The 21,844-nt window shown below is 45.7% G+C and carries 15 protein-coding genes; 4 read left to right on the top strand and 11 right to left on the bottom strand.

Going from position 1 to position 21,844, the window contains the following annotated elements:
• Positions 1 to 705 precede the first annotated feature (705 nt).
• From QUB44_RS16775 to nfi, 9 genes are all read right to left on the bottom strand, one after another.
• Positions 706 to 1,788, bottom strand: coding sequence for an AI-2E family transporter (locus QUB44_RS16775; RefSeq protein ID WP_333369434.1), 1,083 nt, complete (start codon positions 1,786 to 1,788; stop codon positions 706 to 708).
• Positions 1,789 to 2,048: 260 nt separating this feature from the next.
• Positions 2,049 to 3,119 (bottom strand): D-alanine--D-alanine ligase family protein, encoded by a 1,071-nt coding sequence (locus QUB44_RS16770; RefSeq protein WP_333163411.1) that lies wholly within the window; start codon positions 3,117 to 3,119, stop codon positions 2,049 to 2,051.
• 198 nt (positions 3,120 to 3,317) lie between these two features.
• Complete coding sequence (miaB, locus tag QUB44_RS16765; RefSeq protein ID WP_333369432.1) at positions 3,318 to 4,658, bottom strand: tRNA (N6-isopentenyl adenosine(37)-C2)-methylthiotransferase MiaB; 1,341 nt, start codon at positions 4,656 to 4,658, stop codon at positions 3,318 to 3,320.
• 256 nt (positions 4,659 to 4,914) lie between these two features.
• The gene (locus QUB44_RS16760) at positions 4,915 to 6,090 is read right to left on the bottom strand and encodes a DNA cytosine methyltransferase (RefSeq protein ID WP_333369430.1); all 1,176 of its coding nucleotides are present in this window, start codon (positions 6,088 to 6,090) and stop codon (positions 4,915 to 4,917) included.
• Positions 6,091 to 6,201: 111 nt separating this feature from the next.
• Entirely contained in the window at positions 6,202 to 6,630 is a 429-nt protein-coding gene (locus tag QUB44_RS16755; RefSeq protein ID WP_333369428.1) for a hypothetical protein, read from the bottom strand.
• Positions 6,631 to 6,689: 59 nt separating this feature from the next.
• The gene (locus QUB44_RS16750; RefSeq protein ID WP_333369427.1) at positions 6,690 to 8,693 is read right to left on the bottom strand and encodes an FHA domain-containing protein; all 2,004 of its coding nucleotides are present in this window, start codon (positions 8,691 to 8,693) and stop codon (positions 6,690 to 6,692) included.
• 233 nt (positions 8,694 to 8,926) lie between these two features.
• Positions 8,927 to 9,457, bottom strand: a complete 531-nt coding sequence (locus QUB44_RS16745; RefSeq protein ID WP_333369425.1) for an FHA domain-containing protein — start codon at positions 9,455 to 9,457, stop codon at positions 8,927 to 8,929.
• Positions 9,458 to 9,933: 476 nt separating this feature from the next.
• Positions 9,934 to 10,164 carry a KGG domain-containing protein gene (locus QUB44_RS16740; protein WP_006631632.1) on the bottom strand — a complete coding sequence of 77 codons (231 nt, stop codon included), beginning with the start codon at positions 10,162 to 10,164 and terminating at the stop codon, positions 9,934 to 9,936.
• Positions 10,165 to 10,622: 458 nt separating this feature from the next.
• Positions 10,623 to 11,270 (bottom strand): deoxyribonuclease V, encoded by a 648-nt coding sequence (gene nfi / locus QUB44_RS16735; protein WP_333369422.1) that lies wholly within the window; start codon positions 11,268 to 11,270, stop codon positions 10,623 to 10,625.
• A 653-nt stretch (positions 11,271 to 11,923) separates the two neighbouring features.
• Here nfi and QUB44_RS16730 point away from each other — a divergent pair.
• The 3 genes from QUB44_RS16730 (at position 11,924) to QUB44_RS16720 (ending at position 16,896) form a co-directional block, all read left to right on the top strand.
• Positions 11,924 to 12,757: a prohibitin family protein gene (locus tag QUB44_RS16730; RefSeq protein ID WP_333369420.1), complete on the top strand. Its 834-nt coding sequence runs from the start codon at positions 11,924 to 11,926 to the stop codon at positions 12,755 to 12,757.
• 277 nt (positions 12,758 to 13,034) lie between these two features.
• On the top strand, positions 13,035 to 16,046 hold the full coding sequence (locus QUB44_RS16725) for an EAL domain-containing protein (RefSeq protein WP_333369418.1): 3,012 nt from the start codon (positions 13,035 to 13,037) through the stop codon (positions 16,044 to 16,046).
• A gap of 133 nt (positions 16,047 to 16,179) precedes the next feature.
• Positions 16,180 to 16,896: a Uma2 family endonuclease gene (locus tag QUB44_RS16720; RefSeq protein WP_333369416.1), complete on the top strand. Its 717-nt coding sequence runs from the start codon at positions 16,180 to 16,182 to the stop codon at positions 16,894 to 16,896.
• 159 nt (positions 16,897 to 17,055) lie between these two features.
• Here QUB44_RS16720 and QUB44_RS16715 read toward each other — a convergent pair whose 3' ends face one another.
• Together QUB44_RS16715 and QUB44_RS16710 are read right to left on the bottom strand one after the other, a co-directional pair.
• A complete protein-coding gene (locus tag QUB44_RS16715) occupies positions 17,056 to 20,232 on the bottom strand; it encodes an SNF2-related protein (RefSeq protein WP_333369414.1) in 3,177 nt (1,058 codons plus the stop codon).
• Between the two features lie 107 nt (positions 20,233 to 20,339).
• Positions 20,340 to 20,789 carry a hypothetical protein gene (locus QUB44_RS16710; protein WP_333369412.1) on the bottom strand — a complete coding sequence of 150 codons (450 nt, stop codon included), beginning with the start codon at positions 20,787 to 20,789 and terminating at the stop codon, positions 20,340 to 20,342.
• A gap of 380 nt (positions 20,790 to 21,169) precedes the next feature.
• Here QUB44_RS16710 and QUB44_RS16705 point away from each other — a divergent pair, with 380 nt between their 5' ends.
• Entirely contained in the window at positions 21,170 to 21,682 is a 513-nt protein-coding gene (locus QUB44_RS16705; RefSeq protein WP_333369410.1) for a rhodanese-like domain-containing protein, read from the top strand.
• Positions 21,683 to 21,844: the final 162 nt, after the last annotated feature.

Below are 21,844 nucleotides of genomic sequence, written 5' to 3'. Positions count from 1 at the left end.
CATTTTTAGCACCTACTGTAATTAACTTAGAACTAAAGGCTCTTTAATTTTAATTCAAGCATTTATGATATCTTCTTGACTGGTGGGGTTTACCCTACAAGCTGGGGTAGAAACCGGACAGTCGCAAGCAAATTGTCTGTGGATTCGAGCTTTTGAGTCGGATAGAACTGGGTCGGCACTGGCGAATTGCTGTCTGAGTGCGATAATACAAACTACGGTAGCCAGCTCGCATATTCCGCATTTCCCGCGAACTTTTCACAGGATTGATATCCGAAGTCAACAACAATCCTGCACTCAAAACAACCAGGTTTCTACGCAAAATATTCGTTGTGAGCGATCGACGTTAACCTATAAACGTGGTTTTTGACCCCGCCTGCATCCAGGAAGGATAGCAGCTAAAGCACCGGAAAGCCTCACCCGAAAGCAGGAAGTAAAAAACCTATAAAGCCTCAAGCTAAAGTACCAGCTAAACCTAAATCAATCGATTTTAGATTTTAGATTTTAGATTTTAGATTTTAGATTTTAGATTTTAGATTTTAGATTTTAGATTTGATCCCACGGATCAATTCGGGGGGCAAGTTTCATCGGATACAGATTTTTTATTTCTGGACGGATGAATCCTGGGGCTTGTATCCTGGATGCTTTCGGTCAAAATAGCCTGCACAAACTCTCTTCAAATCTAAAATTTGAACCTCTGGAAGAATTTTATTTCTCCACAGGTTCAATGGAACTAACCGAATCGATTTCCCTCGACTTTTTCCTCGAACTTTCCAAAACATCAACAGTATTCTTAATAAAACCAGCCATCGGCACAGCCACTAACAAACCTGCTACTCCCGCCACCTTAACCCCCACCAGCAGCGCCACTAAAATCCACACAGGATTGAGACCGATAAAACTGCCTAATAACCGAGGAGCAACCCCGCTTTCAATTATTTGCTCAATTACTGTAGCGACAGCTAAAACTGTGACGCCGAGCCAAAAGTTGTTTAATGTGATCAGCAAACTGACAATGCAAATACTGAAAGGTGCCCCGAAGGGAATCATAGTCATTACACCCACACCCAAACCGAACAGAAGTCCGAAGGGAACTCGCATAATTAAAAAAGCAACAGTGATAGACAGTCCCATCAAACCCGCCAAAGTTGCTTGCCCGACGAAGTAGTTGTGGAAGCTTCGCGCCAGCAACTCTCGCAATTGAAGGCTCAGCTTGGAAGGAAACCATTTAAACAATCCTTCCCATACGCGATCGCCGTGCAAGAGCAAGTAGAATGTCACGACTATTGTGAGGAGGAAATTCAACAGACTGTCTGCAGCACCCAAACCAAATCTGAGAATTTCGCCAGTGAGAGACTGCAATTGAAATGAAAGTCGATCGCTCAATTGGGTAGTCAAACCGCTAACATCAATGCGGAGATTGCGATTTTCCGCCCAATTGTGGAATGCTTCAATCTGTTCTGTGCCAGAAACTATCCAAGTCGGCAGTCGGGTGGCGAGATCAGTGATTTGGTTTAGGAGAATCGGGGCCAGAGTGAGACCTAAAACCACCAATAGCAGTAAAGTCAAAAACAATACCGACAAAACTGCTCGATCGCGCTTCAAGCCGTATCTGTGCAGAAAGCGCACTGGATAATCTAGCAAAAAAGACAGCACTGTAGCCACTACCAAAACTGTAATCAGGGCGCGAAAATATTCAAAGACTAGGAGGGCTAACCAGCAGTTGAGTACCGCTAGGGGAAATACCAGTCCGTAAGTCCACCACTGCGGCAGTTGAGTGAAACGTCTCATCTAAGTTAACCGAGTTAAAATTTGAGATTCAAGGTGTGAGATTGACACTGCTATTCGCCCTTCTCCGTTAACCATCTTATAGTGCATTTATTTACACCCGACTGCTTAAAATTCCCAGTTGCTCGACTAGCAGCGGAAATCGGGTTGCTGGCAGGCAGTGCCTGCCACAACTATGTTATATCGTTTCCGCTGGTATGGATATATTACCTGCGAAAATATTTTATTTTCGGTTGGCACGGCAGCGGTTTACAACTCGCCATTCAACCTTTTTCCCCGTGCCGTTCGAGAGATAATTGAATTAAACGGTCTACTAATTCAGGGAAAGAAATGCCGTCCGCTGCCCACATTTGCGGATACATACTGGTAGCTGTAAAGCCGGGGAAAGTGTTGATTTCGTTAATCAAAACTTCTCCGGTTGATTCAATGTAGAAAAAGTCTACTCGCGCTAAACCTGCCGCGTCTATAGCCAAAAATGCTTGCACTGCCATTTCTTGGATTTGCGAGACGATCGCACCGCTGACTTTTGCCGGGATTGAGCAGTCGGCTTGTCCCTGGGTATATTTAGTTTCGTAGTCGTAGAAATCGCTTTGAAAAGTAATTTCTCCCACCGTTGAAGCTTGGGGATTATCGTTACCCAAAACTGCACATTCTAATTCTCTAGCAACCACACCCGCTTCGACAATTATCCGCCTGTCGTAGCTGGCGGCGCTGTCGAGAGCTGCTTCTAATTCAGCGCGCGATCGAGCTTTAGAAATTCCCACAGACGAGCCCAAATTCGCCGGTTTGACAAAGCAAGGATAGCCCAAACTTGCTTCAATTTTGTCGCACAGTTTGGGGAAAACGCAAGGATTAGACCAGATTTCGGAACGGTTGACAGCGACGTATTTTACCTGCGGCAAACCAGCCTGAGCAAAAGCCATTTTCATGGCAATTTTATCCATTCCCAGCGCTGAACCTAAAACCCCGGAGCCGACAAAAGGAACTTGCAATAATTTTAGTAACCCTTGCACCGTACCGTCTTCACCGTTTGGCCCGTGCAAAACAGGGAACCAAACATCTACAGCATTAAAATTAGGAAACTGTCCAGCGGGAGAGTCGTTTTGTGCTGTTTGTTCCTCTATTTCCAGAGGTTTTCCGGTGGCTAAGACTTGTTGAGGTAATGTTCCCGACAGCCAGCGGCCGTTTTTTTGGATGTAAAAGGGCAGAACTTCGTATTTAGAGGCATTTTCCTCCGCAGCGAGGGCACGTGCGATCGCCCGCGCCGAACTAATTGAGACTTCGTGTTCGCCCGATCGCCCCCCGAACAATAGCCCGATCCGCATCGTTGTCATTTTTCACTACTCCTAGGACTTTTCGACAAATATACACGCAGAGAGCGCAACTAAGGCACATACGAACCGCTTTAAGACTACTTATCTCCTCCCTTCCACTCTTCCTCTGTGTCCTCTGCGCTCTCTGCGGTAAAAAAAATTACATCTTCTTAGAAAAGTTCACAAGTAAGCCGTCCCCTAATCTCATTCCGGTGCTATTTAAAGCATTTCCCCCGTCAAACTAAAAGCGCGAATATCTGTAATTTTAACTCGCACAATTTTACCCGCCAATTCAGCAATATCGCCCTTAAAAAATGTGAGACGATTGCCGCGAGTGCGTCCCATCACCTGAGTTGAATCTTTAAGATTTTGAACTTCTACCAAAACCTCTTCAGTGCGTCCGAAATAGCGCTGCGATCGTTCCATCGCCGTTGTTGTCACTACATGATTGATTCGTTGCAGGCGATCGGCTTTCACCTCCTCAGTCAACTGATTTTCCCACAAAGCCGCCGGCGTCCCAGGGCGAGGGGAATAAGCCGCAGTATTCACCAAATCGAAACCAACATCTTCGATCAACTTCAAAGTCTTCTCAAACTGCGCTTCCGTCTCACCGGGAAAACCGACAATCGCATCCGCAGTAATCGAAGCATCCGGCATATAGCGGCGAATTGTATCAATAATCCGGCGGTATTTTTCCTGAGTATAACCCCGCGACATCGCCTTCAAAATATCATTATCTCCCGACTGAAAAGGAATGTGAAAATGTTCGCAAACCTGCGGTAATTCAGCACAAGCCTTAATCAATCTTTCTGTAAAATAGCGCGGGTGGCTAGTAGCAAATCTGAGGCGATCGACACCAGGCACATCCTGCACAAAATAAAGCAAATCCGTCAAAGTATGCTGGTTGCTGCCATCCGGTTTTGTACCCGGCAAATCGCGTCCGTAAGCATCAATATTTTGCCCCAACAAAGTTACTTCCTTGTAACCTTGACGGCCCAAATCCTCCATTTCCGCGCGAATTGCCTCCGGCATTCGCGACTGTTCAACCCCCCGAACATTCGGGACAACACAATAAGTGCAGCGTTCATTGCAGCCGTAAATTACATTCACCCAAGCAGTCACCTTGCTGTCGCGGCGCGGCTTAGTAATATCCTCCATAATCTCAACAGCTTCAGTCGCCACGACTTGATTGCCCTCAAAAACTTGTTCGAGTAAATCTTCAAGTCGGTTAGCGTGTTGTGGCCCCATTACTAAGTCTAATTCCGGCACTCTCCGCAGCAGCGCTTCACCTTCCTGCTGCGCGACGCATCCAGCTACAACTAAAGTTAAACCCGGTTCTTGGCGCTTGCGATGAGCTTGCCTTCCGAGGTTAGAATAAACTCTTTGTTCGGCATTATCGCGAATCGTGCAAGTATTGTAGAGAATCAAGCTAGCTTCGTTCGGGTCTTCCGAGAACTCAAAGCCCATATTTTCCAGAATGCCGGCCATCCGTTCCGAGTCGGCTTTATTCATCTGGCATCCGAAAGTAGTGATGTGATAGCGGCGGGGTTTAACGGTCATGGCGAATTGCAGGCAATAAAAAATATAGGTTTTCAACCTTAACCAACTATTATATAACAAGTGTAAACCATTTGTGAGTTTTTCTTTTTATTAGTTCATTTAAACAACGGCGTTCACCAATCTCTAGCGTGTGTGAGGCGCAACGATTAACTGTTACAGGGGGCTAGAAAGCCGGTTTCTACGAGTTTTGGGATTAGTCACGACAAATCTAGCAATAAACCGGGTTTCTGCAATACTCTTGCGCTTATTTATCTATTTATTTTGTCTGCAAAAACTGTAAAATTGTTTTGGCAATACCTTGTGCAGCCAAATAAGGAACCCCATTGCCAACAGTTTTAAACATATTAGTCAACGTCATTTTGGCTGGCAGTGCAAAATCTTTTGGCAGTGACTGAATAGCCAGTGCTTCTGCAACAGAAAGTCTGCGAAGTTTGTAAGGGTGCAAGTGAACTTCGTTATTGCCATAACAAGCTGTTGGTGAATAACGCCACCGGTGCAATCGCTTGAAAGATTTTTTTGAATCATCTCCTTCATCAACGGAAGCAAACCGTTTAAGGCCTGCTTTGGGTTGAAAATAGTGTTTGGCATTGGGATGGTTGAGAACGTCATTTTTTTGGAACCAAAATTCTACCGTTAAATCTTGGGGAATGCCATCAGGACAAGGCACGAAACCATCATCTACAAACGCCGTTCTATCAGGCCAAGGATGAGAAAAAATTTCTGATTTGGGATATAATACCTGACTTTGCCAAGGAAATAAACTTTCGGCTAACATTGGGCTTTTTTCCTCTAGGGAAATGCCCAGATTTTTGACAAGGTTTTTTCTAAATCCAATCAAAATAATTCTATCCCTATCTTGCGGGACACCGTATTCTATCGCATTAATTAAACGTTCGGTAAAAACGTATCCCGAATCCGCCAACTGATGTTTTAGTTGGTCGTAAAAAGATTTATGTTTTTTTGTCCTCCACAAACCTTTGACATTTTCAAATAAAAAGAAATCTGGCTGCTGCTCACAAATCAATTCAATGTATGAAGCTGAAAGTTGACCTTTATCTCCTTCCCCACCTCGGTTTTTGCCACCCATCGAAAAGTCAGGACAAGGCGGCCCCGCGATAAATCCTACAATATCGTGATGCTTGCGGGCATCCTGCATCAATTCCCGCAGCCGAAAAGCTGGTTCTCCCCCTACAAGTCGAGTTACATCTGCTTCCTCTCCTTCGCAATATCCGTATTCTGGTAGTGGCAAATTCAGACACTGCCGAGAATAGCGGTATGCTTGCATGAAAGGTGGGAAAATTTCATTGACATACGCTACATTAAAGCCGATCGACTCAAAGCCCAAATCGAGGAAGCCTGAACCTGAAAAAAATGAGAAAATACAGGGGATGGAGAATTGGGAATTGGGCATGGGGAATTGGGAATTGGGCATGGGGAATTGGTAATTGACCGGGGCGGGGCGGGTTTATGAAATTATTAATTTGAGGCGATTATTATTTGTAAAACCCGCCCCTACAGGCATCACAAAAATCACACAATATTATTACAACCATTGACCGCCTCGGAAACGCCAGTGGGGAAACAAAATCCGCATCAGTGTTTGGGATGCCAGATAAATAGCCAGCCATACAAAACTATAATGTAGAGCAAAAGCTCCTAAATCAAAGTCTAGCAGCGGTATCCCCGGTAAACCGATAGTTTTGATTAATAGCAAGACAAAAAGTGCTTCCCAAATCCCAGCGAGCAATTGAAATGTGCCGGGCCAATCTCGATCCCAGCGGTACTGCTGGATGTAGATATATAAGGCATCCCAACCGATGCCAAAAATCGCTATATACCCTAAAATACCGAAAAATATCGAGCCTGATTTACCAGTGATTAAACCGAGAAAAAATGGCAGTGTTACTAAAACGCCGACTGTTGCAAATAATAAAATTCGAGTTTGCCATCGACCAAATAAGGTGGGAGTCATTCGATTTTAGATTTTAGATTTTGGATTTTAGATTACATGCGAAACGGTTTTGTTTCTAATCAATCTGGAGATTTATTGAAAATCCACTTCAACCACTGCACGAACGATCGCCAAACGCTCAATTTCCGCACACCCGCAGCTCGGTTGGCAGCCAGACTTTCAACCGATCGCAAGGCGGCGTATTGCAAGCCCAAAAAACTGTCTACGGGCGCGTAAGGGCCCCCCAAAGTAATCGCGCCGGCTGCGTATACTCGGCCTTCTGTGTTGCTAGCAGAAGAATTCCGCAATTCGGGCACTTCAAAATCGTTGTTAACACTCAGCCGGCCCAAACCGTTGAGGGGAAGATTGTATTGAGCTACCAAATCGTTTAACAGGGGACTGGTTTTTACCTTAGCGTCCAAACCCGTAGCATCAATAATAAAATCAGCCTCTAACTTAATTTGCCCTTTGAGTTCCTTCTCCTGAATGTACGTCACCGTGCGGTTTTGACTGTCGCGTTCGACTCGCTCGACTTCGCCGAAGGTAATTTGATACCATCCTTGACTTAAACCTTCTTTGACAATCCGCCGCCAGTCGCTGCGCTGGGCTGTGGTAGTTCCGCCCCAGTCGGTGAGCAACTGCGGCCGCAATTCCGGGGCGGCTTTTTCCAAAAGTACGCGGAGTTCCCCGCCCCAGCAAGCTTTCGGCCAGTTGAAAGGTTGAAATTCGTAGTGATTTTCGACGCTACGCTGAGCGAGCTTAAATTTGTTACCTTGAGGTTTGGGCGATCGCATCAAATGCAATACTTGAATGTTGCGGTTCCGCTGTCGTGCTTCGTAAATTCGCTGCACCACCCGCGAAGCTACAATTCCCCGGCCTCTAATTAACACGCTGCCGCCGCTGGCCTCCAATTTTTCGTAAACGCCGTCGTGGCTTTCGTAAGCGTTGACAACCGACTCAAAATCCTGGGTTTTTTCGCGGTAAGCTTGCAAATCGGGCAGAAATTGAATGGCGGGATAGCCGGTGGCTAAGTGTACGTATTTGGCGATTAAAAAAGCGTGGTCGCGGTGATCCGCATTCGATCGAGAATAAGCGATCGCGTACCTGCCGTCATCTGTTTTGCGAATTCCCCGCACTCTACCGTAGCGAAACATCTGATTCCACCCAATTCGATCGACTTCCCTGTCAATAGAATCAAACACATTCTCCGCACGAGGCGTATAAGTTTCGGCAAAAGTCGGTTCAGTAAACACCTGCCACATCAACTTCAACGACATCCCCAAACGCCCTTTGAGCAATTCGTGCCAAGCTTCCCGCAAAGCATAGGGAGGCCACCCCCAAATGTTGTCTGGACAAGAGTCAGAATTCGATCGTAGGCGTTCCCGCAGCGGAATTTGAGAATTCAGGCACAGACGCAGATAGCGGGCGTAAGGCTGGTTTTCCATGCCCAAAACCGCAATTCGATCGATTTTCACGCCGCAAATTCTCAGCAAATCCACCCAAATAAAGCTGCCCAAACCACCGCCAACGGCAGCCCAATCAACTTCTGTCACAGGGAGTCCCATAGATTGGAGCGATCGCATTGACACTTGAGAAGCGTGCAAAAATGCGATCGGCGGAAATTCTCCCCTACTACTTGTTTGAGGAAGCTGCAACATTATTGGCTGGCCCAACGCGGGATCTGGCCCATTGGTCTGCGGATTAAAGAAAATGTGAAAATTGACCGACGGCGTTTCAGGGGAATTAACAGCAAAAGAAATGCCGATCGCGTAGGGCCCCACTTGCAGCATATCCCCGTTTGCCAGCACGCAACGGGTTTGGCGAATGCCGTTAACAAAAGTACCATTGCGGCTACCAGTGTCAGTAACTAAAATACTGTTACCTTCGGTGCCAATCACTGCGTGAAAGCGAGAAACTTGACTGCTGCTGAGGGCAATTCGAGAAACTCGTTTCCCGTTGATTGTGGCGGGCATAGCTTCAAAAATTCGTCCCAAAGCGATGGGTAAGTCGAGTATCGGGGATCGACAATCCCCCGTAGCTGTATCTGTCCAAGTCAGTCGCAGGCGCAAGGGTTGAGAATTCATGATTATTTTTTAAACATCAGCCGTCGGCTTTGAGCTTCCTGCAAAAAAAGATTTTTGAATTTGAGAGTGTTTAGCGGATAGCCTGATTTTCCGTTTTTCTTAAATCTTGCACCATTGTCAAGAACGGGCAAGATGCCCATTCACAATAGATGAATTTTCTTGTGGAACAGGCCGAAAAGCCTGTTCCTAAACAAGTAATTGAGAATGGTGCAACATCTCAGTTTTTCAAATTTTCACGGAGAAATCACCACACTCGCCGCCGCCGCCAAAGAAGTACCGCACCACGGACACCCCGCATTCAACTGTGCGTAAGGCGAAATTCGGCTGCATTTGGGACACTGCAAACCATATTTTGAAGGCCCCGTCGGCTGAAAGTTACCAGGTGCGGGAGGCCCTGACAGCAAAACTGTTTGGGGCGCGGCTACCTGCACCTCCGTCACATTCACCACCTCGATTTGCACTTGGCCTAAATGGATGTGACTTCCCGAGTTCAATTTTGCTTCGCCTCGGGCGAGAATTTTTCCGTCTACCAGTGGCGGATTGCTTTCGCGCAAATTCCGCACTGCATACTCCTGTAATTCCTGATTAAAAAATATTTCAACGTGCAGCCCCGATACGGTGGGATGCGAGAATACTATATCGCACTTCGCCGGATCGCGCCCTAGCCTCACGGTTCCCGGATTTTTGCTCGGCTGTCCGTTTTCAATTGTTCGAGTTTGACGCACCCCAGCTTCTGTCCATGCTAAAGTGAGCTGGTTTGTCATGATTGTATCGGTTGGCTCAAAAATATAAAAAAATATTAACTGATTTATTTTGAGGACGGAGTTCCTCACCAAAAAACTTAATTATAATTATTGATGCCGACTCGATCGCACTTCTAAAAATATTATGTACAGCTATACAAAAAAGCCCTGACTTCGGGGCTTTTAGTGCTCGTATTGGCTTTTTTTGAGAGACTGAATCGCGCTTGTCAGCTTTTGTTTCCCGCAAAATTATTGACCGCAGTGCAGCTTCGTTAAAAAATTGCTGTTCAAGATTTGCCAGCGATTGCTAAAAACTAATTCCTGTGGGGTTTTCACCTTGGCGAGGCTGTTGTGCGCTAGTCAAGAATTTTGGAGGGGGGCGATCGAACTACCTCGGTAACTTCGATCGCCCCACCTCCTCAAACGCTCAATGTCCTAGTGCTATCTCTCACGCTGCAACTGTGCAATCTTTCATTACAGGGCCAGCCTGGAGAGACTTAAGCTTCGCTTTTGCGGCTTTTCCGACCGCCTTCGCGACCAATTTGAGCCATGTGTTCGCGATTTCTGCTGACAGCTTCGCCACCTTTTTGGCCAGCTTGTCTGGCTTCTTCAGGGGTGAATTCGTGTGCAGTTCCTTTCTCGTGTGCAGCTTTTCCGCCTTTGCTAGCAATTGCGCGCTGTTTTTCTGCATCCATAGAAGCGAATCCGCGTTTGCTTTTCTCAGCCATGACTGTCTCCTTGTTTGTTTCTGATTTTTTAGCTCGATCGCGCCTTCGCCTCCCACTGTCGAGGTTACTTCCAGTCAGTGGTGAGATATCCGACGGTAAATTATGAAACCTTATCAGACGAATCTCAGCTTTTGGTTTAACTCGCAGAATGAATTTTTCATAATTTACAAATGTGAACTAAAAATAGTTCACGCCCGGCACTGTAGTTAGAGCCACCAATGTTTTAAGCTGGTTACTGTCTTTCAATCATTCTATAAACCCCCCCAACTTTTATACCTCTTTCTCAGGTATAGTCATTCTTTAGTTCGCTGGAAGGATGGAACCGAAAGCTGATTGGCGGTAGACTCAGAGGATTTTTTGACTTAACCGCGACACCTCAAAAATTAAAAGTCCAAAGACGGATGCTTTTTTGGTCTTTTTACTTTTTTTTTGATGCCTTCGGGGCTGGCCAGTTATCCCTATGTTAGTTGGTCTGCCGATCGAGTTGTTTCTGGTAAGCGATATTTTGGGGCGCAGCGCAGGACGTACTCGATCGCACTGATCAAGTTTACCTTATGACCTATGGAAACATAAATCGGTTTTACCCCTGTTTGCGTCCTTAGCGCTGCGCCTATCGTTGATCCTTCCAGCAGCAAGGGTTGCCAACTGCCCCGATCGAGTCCGACTTCTGAATGTTCTCCAATAAATCGATTTTTGGCAACTCCGATCGTCGCAATCCCGGTCAAAACCCCCAAATGGCACGCAAGACCGAATCTGCGGGGATGGGCTAGTCCTTGACCGTCGCACAATATCAAGTCTGGCGTCAAACTGATATTTTCTAAAGCTTCGAGAACTGCCGGCACTTCTCGAAAAGACAGGAAACCCGGAATATAAGGAAAAGTTGTAGGACTGCGAACTACAGCTTGCTGCTGCAACTGCAAGTCTGGAAAGCTCAGAATTGTTACAGCGGCCCGCGATACCTCGTTTGCACTGTCGTAGCCGACATCTACGCCTGCGACGTAACGAACTGTCTCCAGTTGATTTTCGGTAATTACCTCTGACCGAAGCTGTTCTTGAATGGCGATCGCCTCTTCAATTGTCTGCGGCCAAGGGTGTCGCTGCAACATTTTGATTTTTCTTCAACCGTTCTCATCTAAGCTTAACTTATTTTCGGGCATTTTTAAACTCGGATTTTTATCGTTTGTAACTATAAATTCCTAGCTTGCCCAAGGAGTCTTTTTTTCTACTCAGGAGGGTTGAGCAAGACGGGCCGATGCCAATTCTACATATAAAGTCTGTACGCCGTAGACTGAAATTTTCTCTTTCGCTTGTGCTTGCACCAACCCCTAAAGGTTTTACCTGCACGCACCTGCCATTTACATTAAAATTTACCCAAAAATTAGCTGTTCAATTTTGAGCTTTTCGCTCTCTAGAAAGCTTTCTCTTTGCGATCGCCATTTTATCGCTTCTCAAAGAGCGATCGAGCTATCTATTTACTTCTGCTTTATCTAAAAAAAACCTCTTTGTCAAGATGATTGAAACATTTATTCATCAATAATTTCAGCTAGGTACAAATGCCATTGTTCATACCAGAGCCTCAATGTAACGGCAATCTCATATCTTTTTGATTTAAAAAGCTTTCCGACGCTCAAAATCCTATGACTTTTATGAAAAAAATAAAGAAATTTATGAGTTGTTGCACCATTAACCGGAAGTTATAATCTTAGATAAGAGCGAATAGACAACTAATATCCAGTAAAACAACCTAGCTGAATAACCTATGAAAACCGTGCAAAGTGTTAAGTACAACCTAGCTCTCTACATCGTCGGTGGCATCGTCTTCATCATCGCCGCCTTAATTTTAAGACCTTTTGCCCTCGTCGGCCCAGGGGAACGGGGCGTTATGATGCGCTTCGGGAAAGTTCAAGACGCGATCTTAGATGAAGGCATCCACCCGATTTTACCGCTCGTCACCTCTGTAAAAACTCTCAGCGTGCGGGTACAAAAAACTGATTTGAAAGCAGATGCAGCCTCCAAAGATTTGCAAAGCATTACTACAGATTTGGCAGTCAACTGGAATGTTGACCCTGCCAAAGTTAATCAAGTTTTCCAACAAGTGGGAGACGAAGAACAAATTGTTACCAGCATTCTGAGTCCGGCAATTTCGGAAGTTCTCAAAGCAGCAACTTCTAAAAAAACCGCAGAAGAAATTATCACTAAGCGCACGGAACTCAAAACAGAAATCGACAACAGTCTCAAAAAGCGTTTGGAACCTTACGGTGTCATTGTCAGAGATGTTTCTTTAATAAATTTTGGCTTTTCTCCAGAATTTAGCAAAGCCATCGAATCCAAACAAATAGCCGAACAAGAAGCTAAACAAGCAGAATTTACAGTTAAAAAAGCCACCCAAGATGCTCAAGCTGAAATTAACCGCGCTAAAGGTAAAGCTGAAGCTCAACGCTTGCAGCGGCAAACATTAACAGCCGAAATTTTGCAGCAGCAAGCGATTGAAAAATGGAACGGCCAGTTTCCGACAGTAATGGGAGGAGGCGGAACTTTGCCATTAATTAATATTGCGCCGCCGACTTCTCAAGCTGCAACTCCTGCTAAATAAGCTGCTGCAGATCATGATTGCCAGGGCGCGGGGAGAAGGGGAGAAGGGGAGAGGGGGAGAGAGTCTCAGGGGGGGAAGAATAGAGGGTTTTGCACTGCGGATGTGAAGATGTGCTTTTTTAAATGCCCAACTGCAAGTGTAGAAATTACAACTAACAACTAAGGTAAAATCCCGCTTACTAAAATGCGGAGATACAATTTACGTTGCGCGAGTCCTGAAAAACGTTAAAGTAAGAAGCAACTCGGAAATTGTAAAGGTTTGCTTGAAAGTTCGGCTGATGGGAGATCGGGAGAACCAGTCAATTTCTAATTTAGGTGAAGTGGGGAGTGCCGGCGATCGCCCTACTGCGTCAGAAGCCCTGTGGCTAAGCGATCGAGCCTTGGCAGCTACTAGCTGCGGCATTGTCATTGCTGACGCCAATGCACCCGATTGTCCCATAATTTATTGCAATCCGGCCTTTGAACGGATGACAGGCTACTGCGCCAGTGACATCTTGGGGCGTAATTGCAGATTTTTGCAAGGCCCGGATACAGATCGAACTACTGTAGCTAAAATCCGCGACGCCTTGCGCCAAGGTCTAGAACTCCAGACAACAATCAAAAATTACCGCAAAGACGGCAGTCCTTTTTGGAGCAAATTGTCGCTATCTCCCGTGCGAGACGACAACGCTAATTTGACTCACTTTGTAGGGATTCAGTCGGACTTGTCGGAACCAATATGTGAAGTGCAGCAAGCATTGCAGCAAGCTAACGACCAACTGCAAACGATTTTGGAAGCAGTTCCGGGAACAGTATCTTGGATTAGCTCGGATTTGCGCTATTTGGGGGTTAACCAGCACTTAGCCAAACTGCATGGTTTGCGGCCGTCGGCTTTTGTCGGTCAAGATATTGGTTTTTTGGGCGCTAGCTCGGATTTTAACTCTTTTGTGGTGGAGTTTTTTGCCGACGACGCTACGGAAGCGGTTAAAGAACTCAACGTTAAGGTACAAACCGACGGGGGAGAGTCGGAGGGATACTATTTGATTGTGGCTCAAAAGTACGATCGGGGCAAAGCAGCTTGTCTGGTAGGGATTGACATTACCGAGCGCAAGCGGGCAGAAGAAGCTCTGGTGCTGACTCGCAAGGCGGTGGAAAGTTCGAGTGACGCGATCGGCATCAGCGATGCGAACGGCACTCACATCTATCAAAATCAAGCGTTCTCTCAGCTATTTGAATGGGACACCGCAGAGGAATTTAAACTAGCCGGAGGCATATCGGCAGTTTTTGCTGACCCCGCAGTCGCCAGGGAGGTACTCGACACGATCGCCCAAGGTTATTCTTGGTTTGGTGAAATTACCAACCGTACTAAAAGCGGTGAAACTTTGCAGGTGTTGCTGCGGGCAGATGCTATTAAAGACCGCACAGGGAAAATTGTCGGTCTGATTTACATGAATACCGATATTACCGACCAAAAGCGCACGGAACAAGAGCTGCGGCAAAGCGAGAAGCGCTTTCGATCACTGATTGAAAATGCTAGAGACATTATTGTGATTCTCGACGAGAAAGGCTTTTGCCGCTATGTATCTCCTTCCCTAGAGCGGATTTTGGGCTACCCGACGGCGGAAATCCTCGGCAGATCTATATTTGACTTGATTCACCCTGACGAATTGCTGATTGTGGATCAAGTGTTCAAAGGTGTCATGCAAACGCCGAGAGTTAGCCTGGGAATGGCGGAATACCGAGTGCAGCACAAGGACGGTTCCTGGTGCGTGTTGGAAGCGGTGGCGACGAATTTGCTCAACGAACCTTCGGTGCGGGGAATTGTGGTCAACTGTCACGATGTGACTGAGCGCAAGATGGCTGAAGAACAACTGTTGCACGATGCTTTGCACGATGCGCTGACAGAGTTGCCCAACCGTGCTTTGTTGACTGACAGGTTGGGGCAAGCTTTTGCCCGCGCGCAACGGCATCCGAGCGAGCAGTTTGCGGTGCTGTTTCTGGATTTGGACAGGTTTAAGGTGATTAATGACAGTCAGGGACACCGCACGGGCGATCGGCTGTTGGTGGCTGTGGCTCGCCGTCTCTTGACTTGTTTGCGGCCAGGCGATACGGTGGCTCGTCTGGGGGGAGATGAGTTTGTGATTTTGCTGGAAGAAATTCACGGTGTTGATGAGGCGATCGCCCAAGCAAAGGAAATTCTCAAAACGATCGAACGACCGCTTTATTTGGAAGGTAATAAAGTTTTAATTACTGCTAGCATCGGCATTGCCTTAAGTACCAACAAATATCAGTGGCCGGGAGATATTTTGCGCGATGCTGATATTGCGATGTACCGGGCAAAAGCTCTCGGTAAAGCTCGCTACGAAGTTTTTACCAGTGCGATGCACACTCAGGCTGTGGCTTTGATGCACTTGGAACACGATTTGCGGGAGTCGGTTGAAGAACTAAATTTGAAATCTTCGATAGTGGATTTCGCCTGTGGGACGGCGGTAGACAACTCGCAGATGAGTGAAATTGATCGGAGATTGGAGCGTCCGAAGTCGCAATTGACTACTTTAAAATTGGAATGTCCTTTTACTGTTTATTATCAGCCGATCGTTTGTTTGAAAAGCGGATTAGTTATCGGATTTGAGGCGCTGGTGCGCTGGCTGCACCCGGAAAGGGGTTTAGTTTCCCCGATGGAATTTATTGCAATGGCGGAGGAAACAGGGTTAATTACGCCTTTGGGTTTGTGGGTTTTGAACGAAAGCTGCCGCCAAATTATTAAGTGGCAGAGTTTGAATTTACCTGTGGGAAATTCGCCGCTGACAGTCGCAGTAAATCTTTCGGGGAGGCAGTTTGCGGAACCGGAATCGATCGAGCAAATTAAGCAAGTTTTGCAGGAAACGGGTGTTGACGCTCGCTGTTTGAAGTTGGAGATTACTGAGACTGTGGTGATGGAAGATGGGGAAGCGGCGGCGGCGATGCTTTCGCAGTTGAGAGATTTGGGGATCGGGCTGTGTATTGATGATTTCGGCACTGGTTATTCGTCTCTGAGTTATTTGCACAAGTTCCCGATTAATATTTTGAAGGTCGATCGCTCTTTTGTCAGTCGCATTGGGGAAATGGGCGAAAATTTGGAAATCGTGCGGGCGATCGTCATGCTGGCCCGCAGTTTGGGGATGGAGGTAGTGGCAGAAGGTGTCGAAACCGCTGTCCAATTGGCTCAAATGCGGGCGATCGGCTGCGAGTACGGTCAGGGATACTTTTTCTCTAAACCTCTCGACAGTGAGGCAGCTACAGCCTTGTTAAGCCGATCGCCCAAATGGTGAACTGAACTAAATATTTAACCGGATCAAATTGCTTGATTGTCAATAAGGGCGATCGATCTTTTCGTACTCAATGCCTTGAGTGTTAAAATTAAAATTGAGTATAATAGAAAACTATCGAGATAGGTAAAAATATATGTCTCAATCTGTTGTGCCAGCAGTCGAAGAAAAACAGCTCGATACTTCGCCGACATTAACTTTTGAAGAGTACAGAGTTTATCAAAGCAATGACGATGTACAATATGAATTGTACAAAGGCAAATTAATACCGATGGCAACGGCTAGCGCATTACATACAAGCATCTGCGAATTTTGGGTTTATAAATTGCAGCGTTACCTAGCTGAACATAATCTGGATTTAGTCGTAAAAACTTCTGTGGGAGTCAGAACAGAAGATGCTACATCCCGCATTCCCGATGTAGTTGTTTGCACAGAAAGTTTGTGGCAACAAGTTCTTGCCAGACCCGGTTCTGGCATCTTAGACTTGAGCGAAACACCTTTATTTGTAGTAGAAGTAGTGAGCCAAGATCGGCGAGCAGATTATGTACTTAAACGAACAGAATACGAACAGGCTAACGTGCCGGAATATGTGATTGTTGATCCGACACAAAACAGGCAGCGGGTGCGAGTTATGGCATTTCCCGAAGGTGATGACGTTTATACACAGGTAGATTACTTGCCGGGTGAGGAAATGGTATCTGTAGTATTTCCCAATCTGAGATTATCAGTCAATGAAATTTTAGATCCGCCATTGGTAGAAGGGTTAATTAAGGCAGAACAAGCTCAATTGCAGAAAGCTGAAAGGTTGGCGGCGAGGTTGCGGGAGTTGGGCGTAGATCCTGATGCTGTGTAGGAAATTGGATGAAGTACGTGAAGCGAAGATATCCCGCAGGGAATCGCCCTTAAGGTATCTCAATCATCTAGTGGCAAGTCGCGCAGGAAATAAAAGCGATCGCTTTGCCCATTATCTCCTTTAATTCGCCCTAAGTAACCCGTCAAAAGTAAAACAATTTCAAGGCACGCCAATAATTGCAGCAACAATCCGCTCCTCAAGGGGTTTGACTGTATCAACTTTAAGCGCATCTTTTAGTTTTTCTGTAAGAATCGGATGCTCAATTAAATTTTGATATAGGTCTTTAAGTCGCAGAGGTTCAGAACGGGGTTCTTGCAGGCGCTCGAACCATCTAGGCTGAATTAAATCGAGCCAACACTCGGCTAAAATGTTTAAATCTACTTCCCTGCTTGGGACTTCTCTCATCGATGGTACTTTATTAAACAGAGAAAGCAAATCGTTGACAGATTTTTCACGCTCTCTGTCTTGGTCTTGAACAGATTTATTCTTGTATTCTTCAAGAACTTTATTCATCAGCTCAAGAGCACGCTGCTTCTTCTTTGGTAGCATCTCTTTTTCTGCCTTCATAAGCTTACCTAAGAAATCTTCTAGGCACCAAGAAGCTTCTTCTCCTAGCGGAAAATTATTAACCTCTGCACCCAGATTTTCTTTGAGTTTTTTACTAATGTAATCCAACTCCGTTATCGGCTTGCCTTCCAAAAAATCGAAATAGACCCAGCGGGGTGAACCCCATTCTGTTCCGGCAATGGCAAAGAAAGCCCAAGGGTAGCCGTTTTTAGAGAAAACAAGACTCAAAGAAGTCCGTACTTTATTTGCTGCTCGTACACGATCGTAGACTTGGCATGAAACTAGGCTCTGCTCGTCATCTACGAGCGATCGCACCGGGTCAAAAACATCGTTTAATGTCCAGATTTCACTTGCTTTTTGCTCTTCATTATTAGCAAGTTCTGCCATCGATGCAATCACTTCATCTGATGATTCTGTGTCTTCCTCTGGTGATAAGTGATCGGGTAGTGATATATTTGACCCCAGCAAATCAGACACCAGATTGTGGCGAGCTACAAATTTGCTCTCCGAAGACCGCAGGGCAAACTCGTTGCTATCTTTTGGCCACCATACTTCAATCGCAGGGTGAGGACTGTCCATGCGAGCGATCCGACCTATCCGCTGTTCTGCCAAGCGAATTACACTGGGCATCGTCAATTGAACAACGGCGGAAGCTTGCTGGAGGTTGACCCCCTCCGACATTGCATCTGAACATAACCCAATGACTCTAGATTCCTCGGAACCAAGTTTAAATGACTCATTAACCCGATCGTAGTCTGTTGTTGTATCTCCAGTTGCGATCAGCGTCTTAACCCCTTCTCTTTCCAGGAAATGTTTAATCTGATGAAGAGTAATCAAACGACTATCGAAAACTATCATCAGTTTGTGATGCTTTAATAGGTTGACCAGATGCGCTGCTTTAGTGTTTTCTCGCGAGTCCGAAATCTTTTCACATAGATTAGCAATATCTGTGTAAACCTCTATTTCTTCCTCACAAGCTTCTTTATGTCTGGCAGGATCGCTCAGCCATTCAGGCAGTTTAATGCCCAGCTTATTTTTTGCTGTTTCGCCTGATATTTTCTCCAATGTTTTGATTAAATTACCTGTGTCTTTCTTGATTCTGGTATTAGGATCAATGTAGAAGTGGTTCTGTGCACGATCAGTTCCATAAATATGTTCTATCAGTGCCGCACGAGAAGATCGCAAGCAAGCCATAACCTGATAAGCAGGCAGTACCTTAGCACTTTTCAGGCGTGCTTCAAGATACTTTTCTTCGCTCCAGCCTTGCTTACGAAGAAATTTTGGTAGTTCGGAAATTTCCTTCAGGTATACTAAACCGCGCAGTCTGTCAGTGGCTTGACGAATCTGTTGGGCTAAGTTGCGATCGCGATCAGTTTCACCGCAATCATACTCTTTTGATATCTCTTTCGGATAGCGACATAGAGCACCCAACGTATTCTTATAACGTTCGGGTTCGAGAGCTATCATACTATTAAACAGACCTTTTGTTCGCCGAACAGTAAATTGCTGAATCGCTCTCCGCAGGTTATTGCTAAGCTCTTTTGGCATCCTTTCATTCTGTTTCTCGTGCTGGCTCCATAGCGATTTAAGAGATTCCACCAATTCATCATCAAAGTTGTCAGCTCCTAACAATTCCACGATGGAAAGCAAATCCTTAACTCCTTTGTTGATCGGAGTAGCTGTAAACAGCAATACATAGTCAGCAATGTTGCTAAAGAGTGCCTGCGTCCGATTAGAACTGTCGTTGAAAAAGTTATGCGCTTCATCGACAGCAAGGACTTGACCACGACGGATAACATCAATAAGATGCTGGTGCTTCTTAGATTTGGCACTACTCAATGAGCCGTGAGAGTAAGCAAGGAGATGGGCGCCCTCGCAATTCCCAATCTCTTTCTCCCAAGAGTTTAGGACTTTAGGCGGACAAATTAACACTGAATCGCCTTTCCGCACCCGCCCAGTTCCCCAAATGTGATTGATTACATTTTTGATTAGGTGGACGCCCATTCGAGTTTTACCTGAACCCGTTGCATCGGCTACGAGCACGCTGCCAACATTTTCAATGACCCAAATTGCCTGAGCTATTCCCTGTTCTTGAGACGGCCAAAGCAGAGGTTCATCATTCCAATAATTGGTTGGTTTGTATTTTTTTGCCCACTCACCTTCTAGCAATTCTGCACAAGCTCTTGCTAAAGTCACGTCCCATGTTTCCTTGCTGAGAAGCCTTGTTAATAAATCGATTAATTCGTCATTGTAGCATCTTCCTAAATTCCAAATCTTTTCGGCCAACTGACAAGCTTCATCGAATCGTGGTTTCTCTTTTTTTGAATTTTGAAACCTAACATTTGCTTCAATTTGGTAGCTTAAACCTGAAGTGCTGTAATTACTAGAACCAAGGGTAATAGCACTATCTCCGTGAAAAATTTTGGCGTGGATGGGTTTTTCCTTAGCAATCCTGGTTTCTACTATTTCTGTTTTGAGTAACTGGATCGCAGCAATAACTTTCCCACATTTACGGATAGAGATACCTTGCTCCATCCAGTAATCTTCTATTTCCTGAGAAAACTTGTGGGAGGAGGGAAACTCCTGAGCTTTTGTTGGATATGGTTCATTACCGAGCAAGATGCGGATTTGCTCAAAAGCATCTGGATTACTTTGCCAACTACTATAACAATCCGCCAGAAAATCGATAATTTTTTCCAGTGAAGCGTAGCCCGTAATAATTAGTGGGTTTTTTGAGCGGCGCAGATCCTTCTCGATAATCGATCCCACGCTAGATTTTGCGTAGTTATACGGAAATCTCTCGCGATCGGGCCAGCCGCTATCGGTTTCGCAATTGGAATGGTTCATGTTCCTTGTTAATTAATTGAGATGATGTGTCAAACTCCGATCGTCCCTACATCCTCCTTCCCTTTCTCAACCCCAACACTCGCCGCACCATCCTGATGCCGAATCCACTTCAACAAAGAATTTCCCAGCCGAGTACCAATTTGAGAACCATCAAACTCAAACAGAGAATCCTTACTTTTCAAGCCTTCCGCTAAAACTTCTTTCCCTTTCGCGCTCAATTCCACCAGCGTCACCCGATTTACCAGCGAATACTCGATCGCCCCAGTCGCCTGCAACTCGCCGAGCACTTCCACATATCTCTGACTCGTCTCATTAGTCCGCACAATCCGCTTAGTCAAATCCCCCTTTTTCACCTTCATCTTCCCGCCGCCCAAATCCCACAAATTCAGCAGTACCCTAACTTTCGCCTTCGCATCCCACACCGCTTGCTCTTCGGCTGTCAAAGTGTTAGACACCGAAATTTCATCTTTTTCAGACATATTCATACCTTTAAATACTTGTTTTTACTCTTGAATTTTACCAGAAACCTTGCTTGCAAACATTTAAACTTTTCCGCCAAAATCCGCGCGAGGCTACGCACAACTTATGCAAATTTCATTTAAAAATAATAGGCATTGACTAAAATGTGACTTTTTGATAAAATATCGGATCTAATGAGCGATCGCACGTCCCATTCTCCGCCACAAATAAGATAGAAACCATCTGAAGCACAGCCCGCTACCTCCTAGCAACCTCAACAAATGTAGCGATCCCAACCGCAGCTAACAATCCAGCAAACCAGCTTAACTGCGACTTTAGTTCAATGCCGGATTCTGCCTTTAGAAAGACGAATTCAACCTAAACATCTTGTTACATTGCAATGGCAATCAAAACATTGAACAACATTTTACCCATGAAAAATATTCCCGACCAAATTTCCGACATCAAAGAAAAACTTCCAGATTTGACTCCCACCCCTCCCGGTTTAAAAGCTCAAGCATCTAGCCACGACCTCAAAGCCCGTTTAGATTGGGGCGAACCCGGACTCACAATCATCGACGCTCGTGATTTTGAAAGCTTCACCAAAAGCCACATTACCGGCGCCGTAATGATGCCAATGGACGAATTAGTCGCCCGAGCACAATCGAGTTTAGAACCCATCCGCGATATCTACATCTACGGCGAAAACGACGAACAAACCGCCGAAGCTGCCAATCTTCTGCGCGCAGCAGGCTTTAGAAAAGTAGCCGAACTAAAAGGCGGAATTCCTGCTTGGAAAGCCATTGACGGCCCCATCGACGGCGCTGCCGAACACAATACTCCCGGCCCCGACGCCTATAACGTCTTCTCTCGCTTGCAACACCACGCCGAAGCCCAGAAAATCAACAAATAATCACACCGAATACCTAGATCCCCGACTTATTGAAGAAGTTGGGTATCTAACCAAATAATTTGTTTGTAGTAAGGAATCGAGCTCTCTCTTAAAGCTTGCAGTCACTAAGCACTAAAGTCCTTACTACAAACTTAATTGCGATCATATAACCGGTCTAGATAT

The sequence above is a fragment of the Microcoleus sp. AT3-D2 genome, assembly GCF_036705715.1.
In the GTDB taxonomy this organism is placed as follows: domain Bacteria; phylum Cyanobacteriota; class Cyanobacteriia; order Cyanobacteriales; family Microcoleaceae; genus Microcoleus.
The sequence above is the reverse complement of the archived record's forward strand: the minus strand, read 5'-3'. Positions and strand labels throughout refer to the sequence as shown.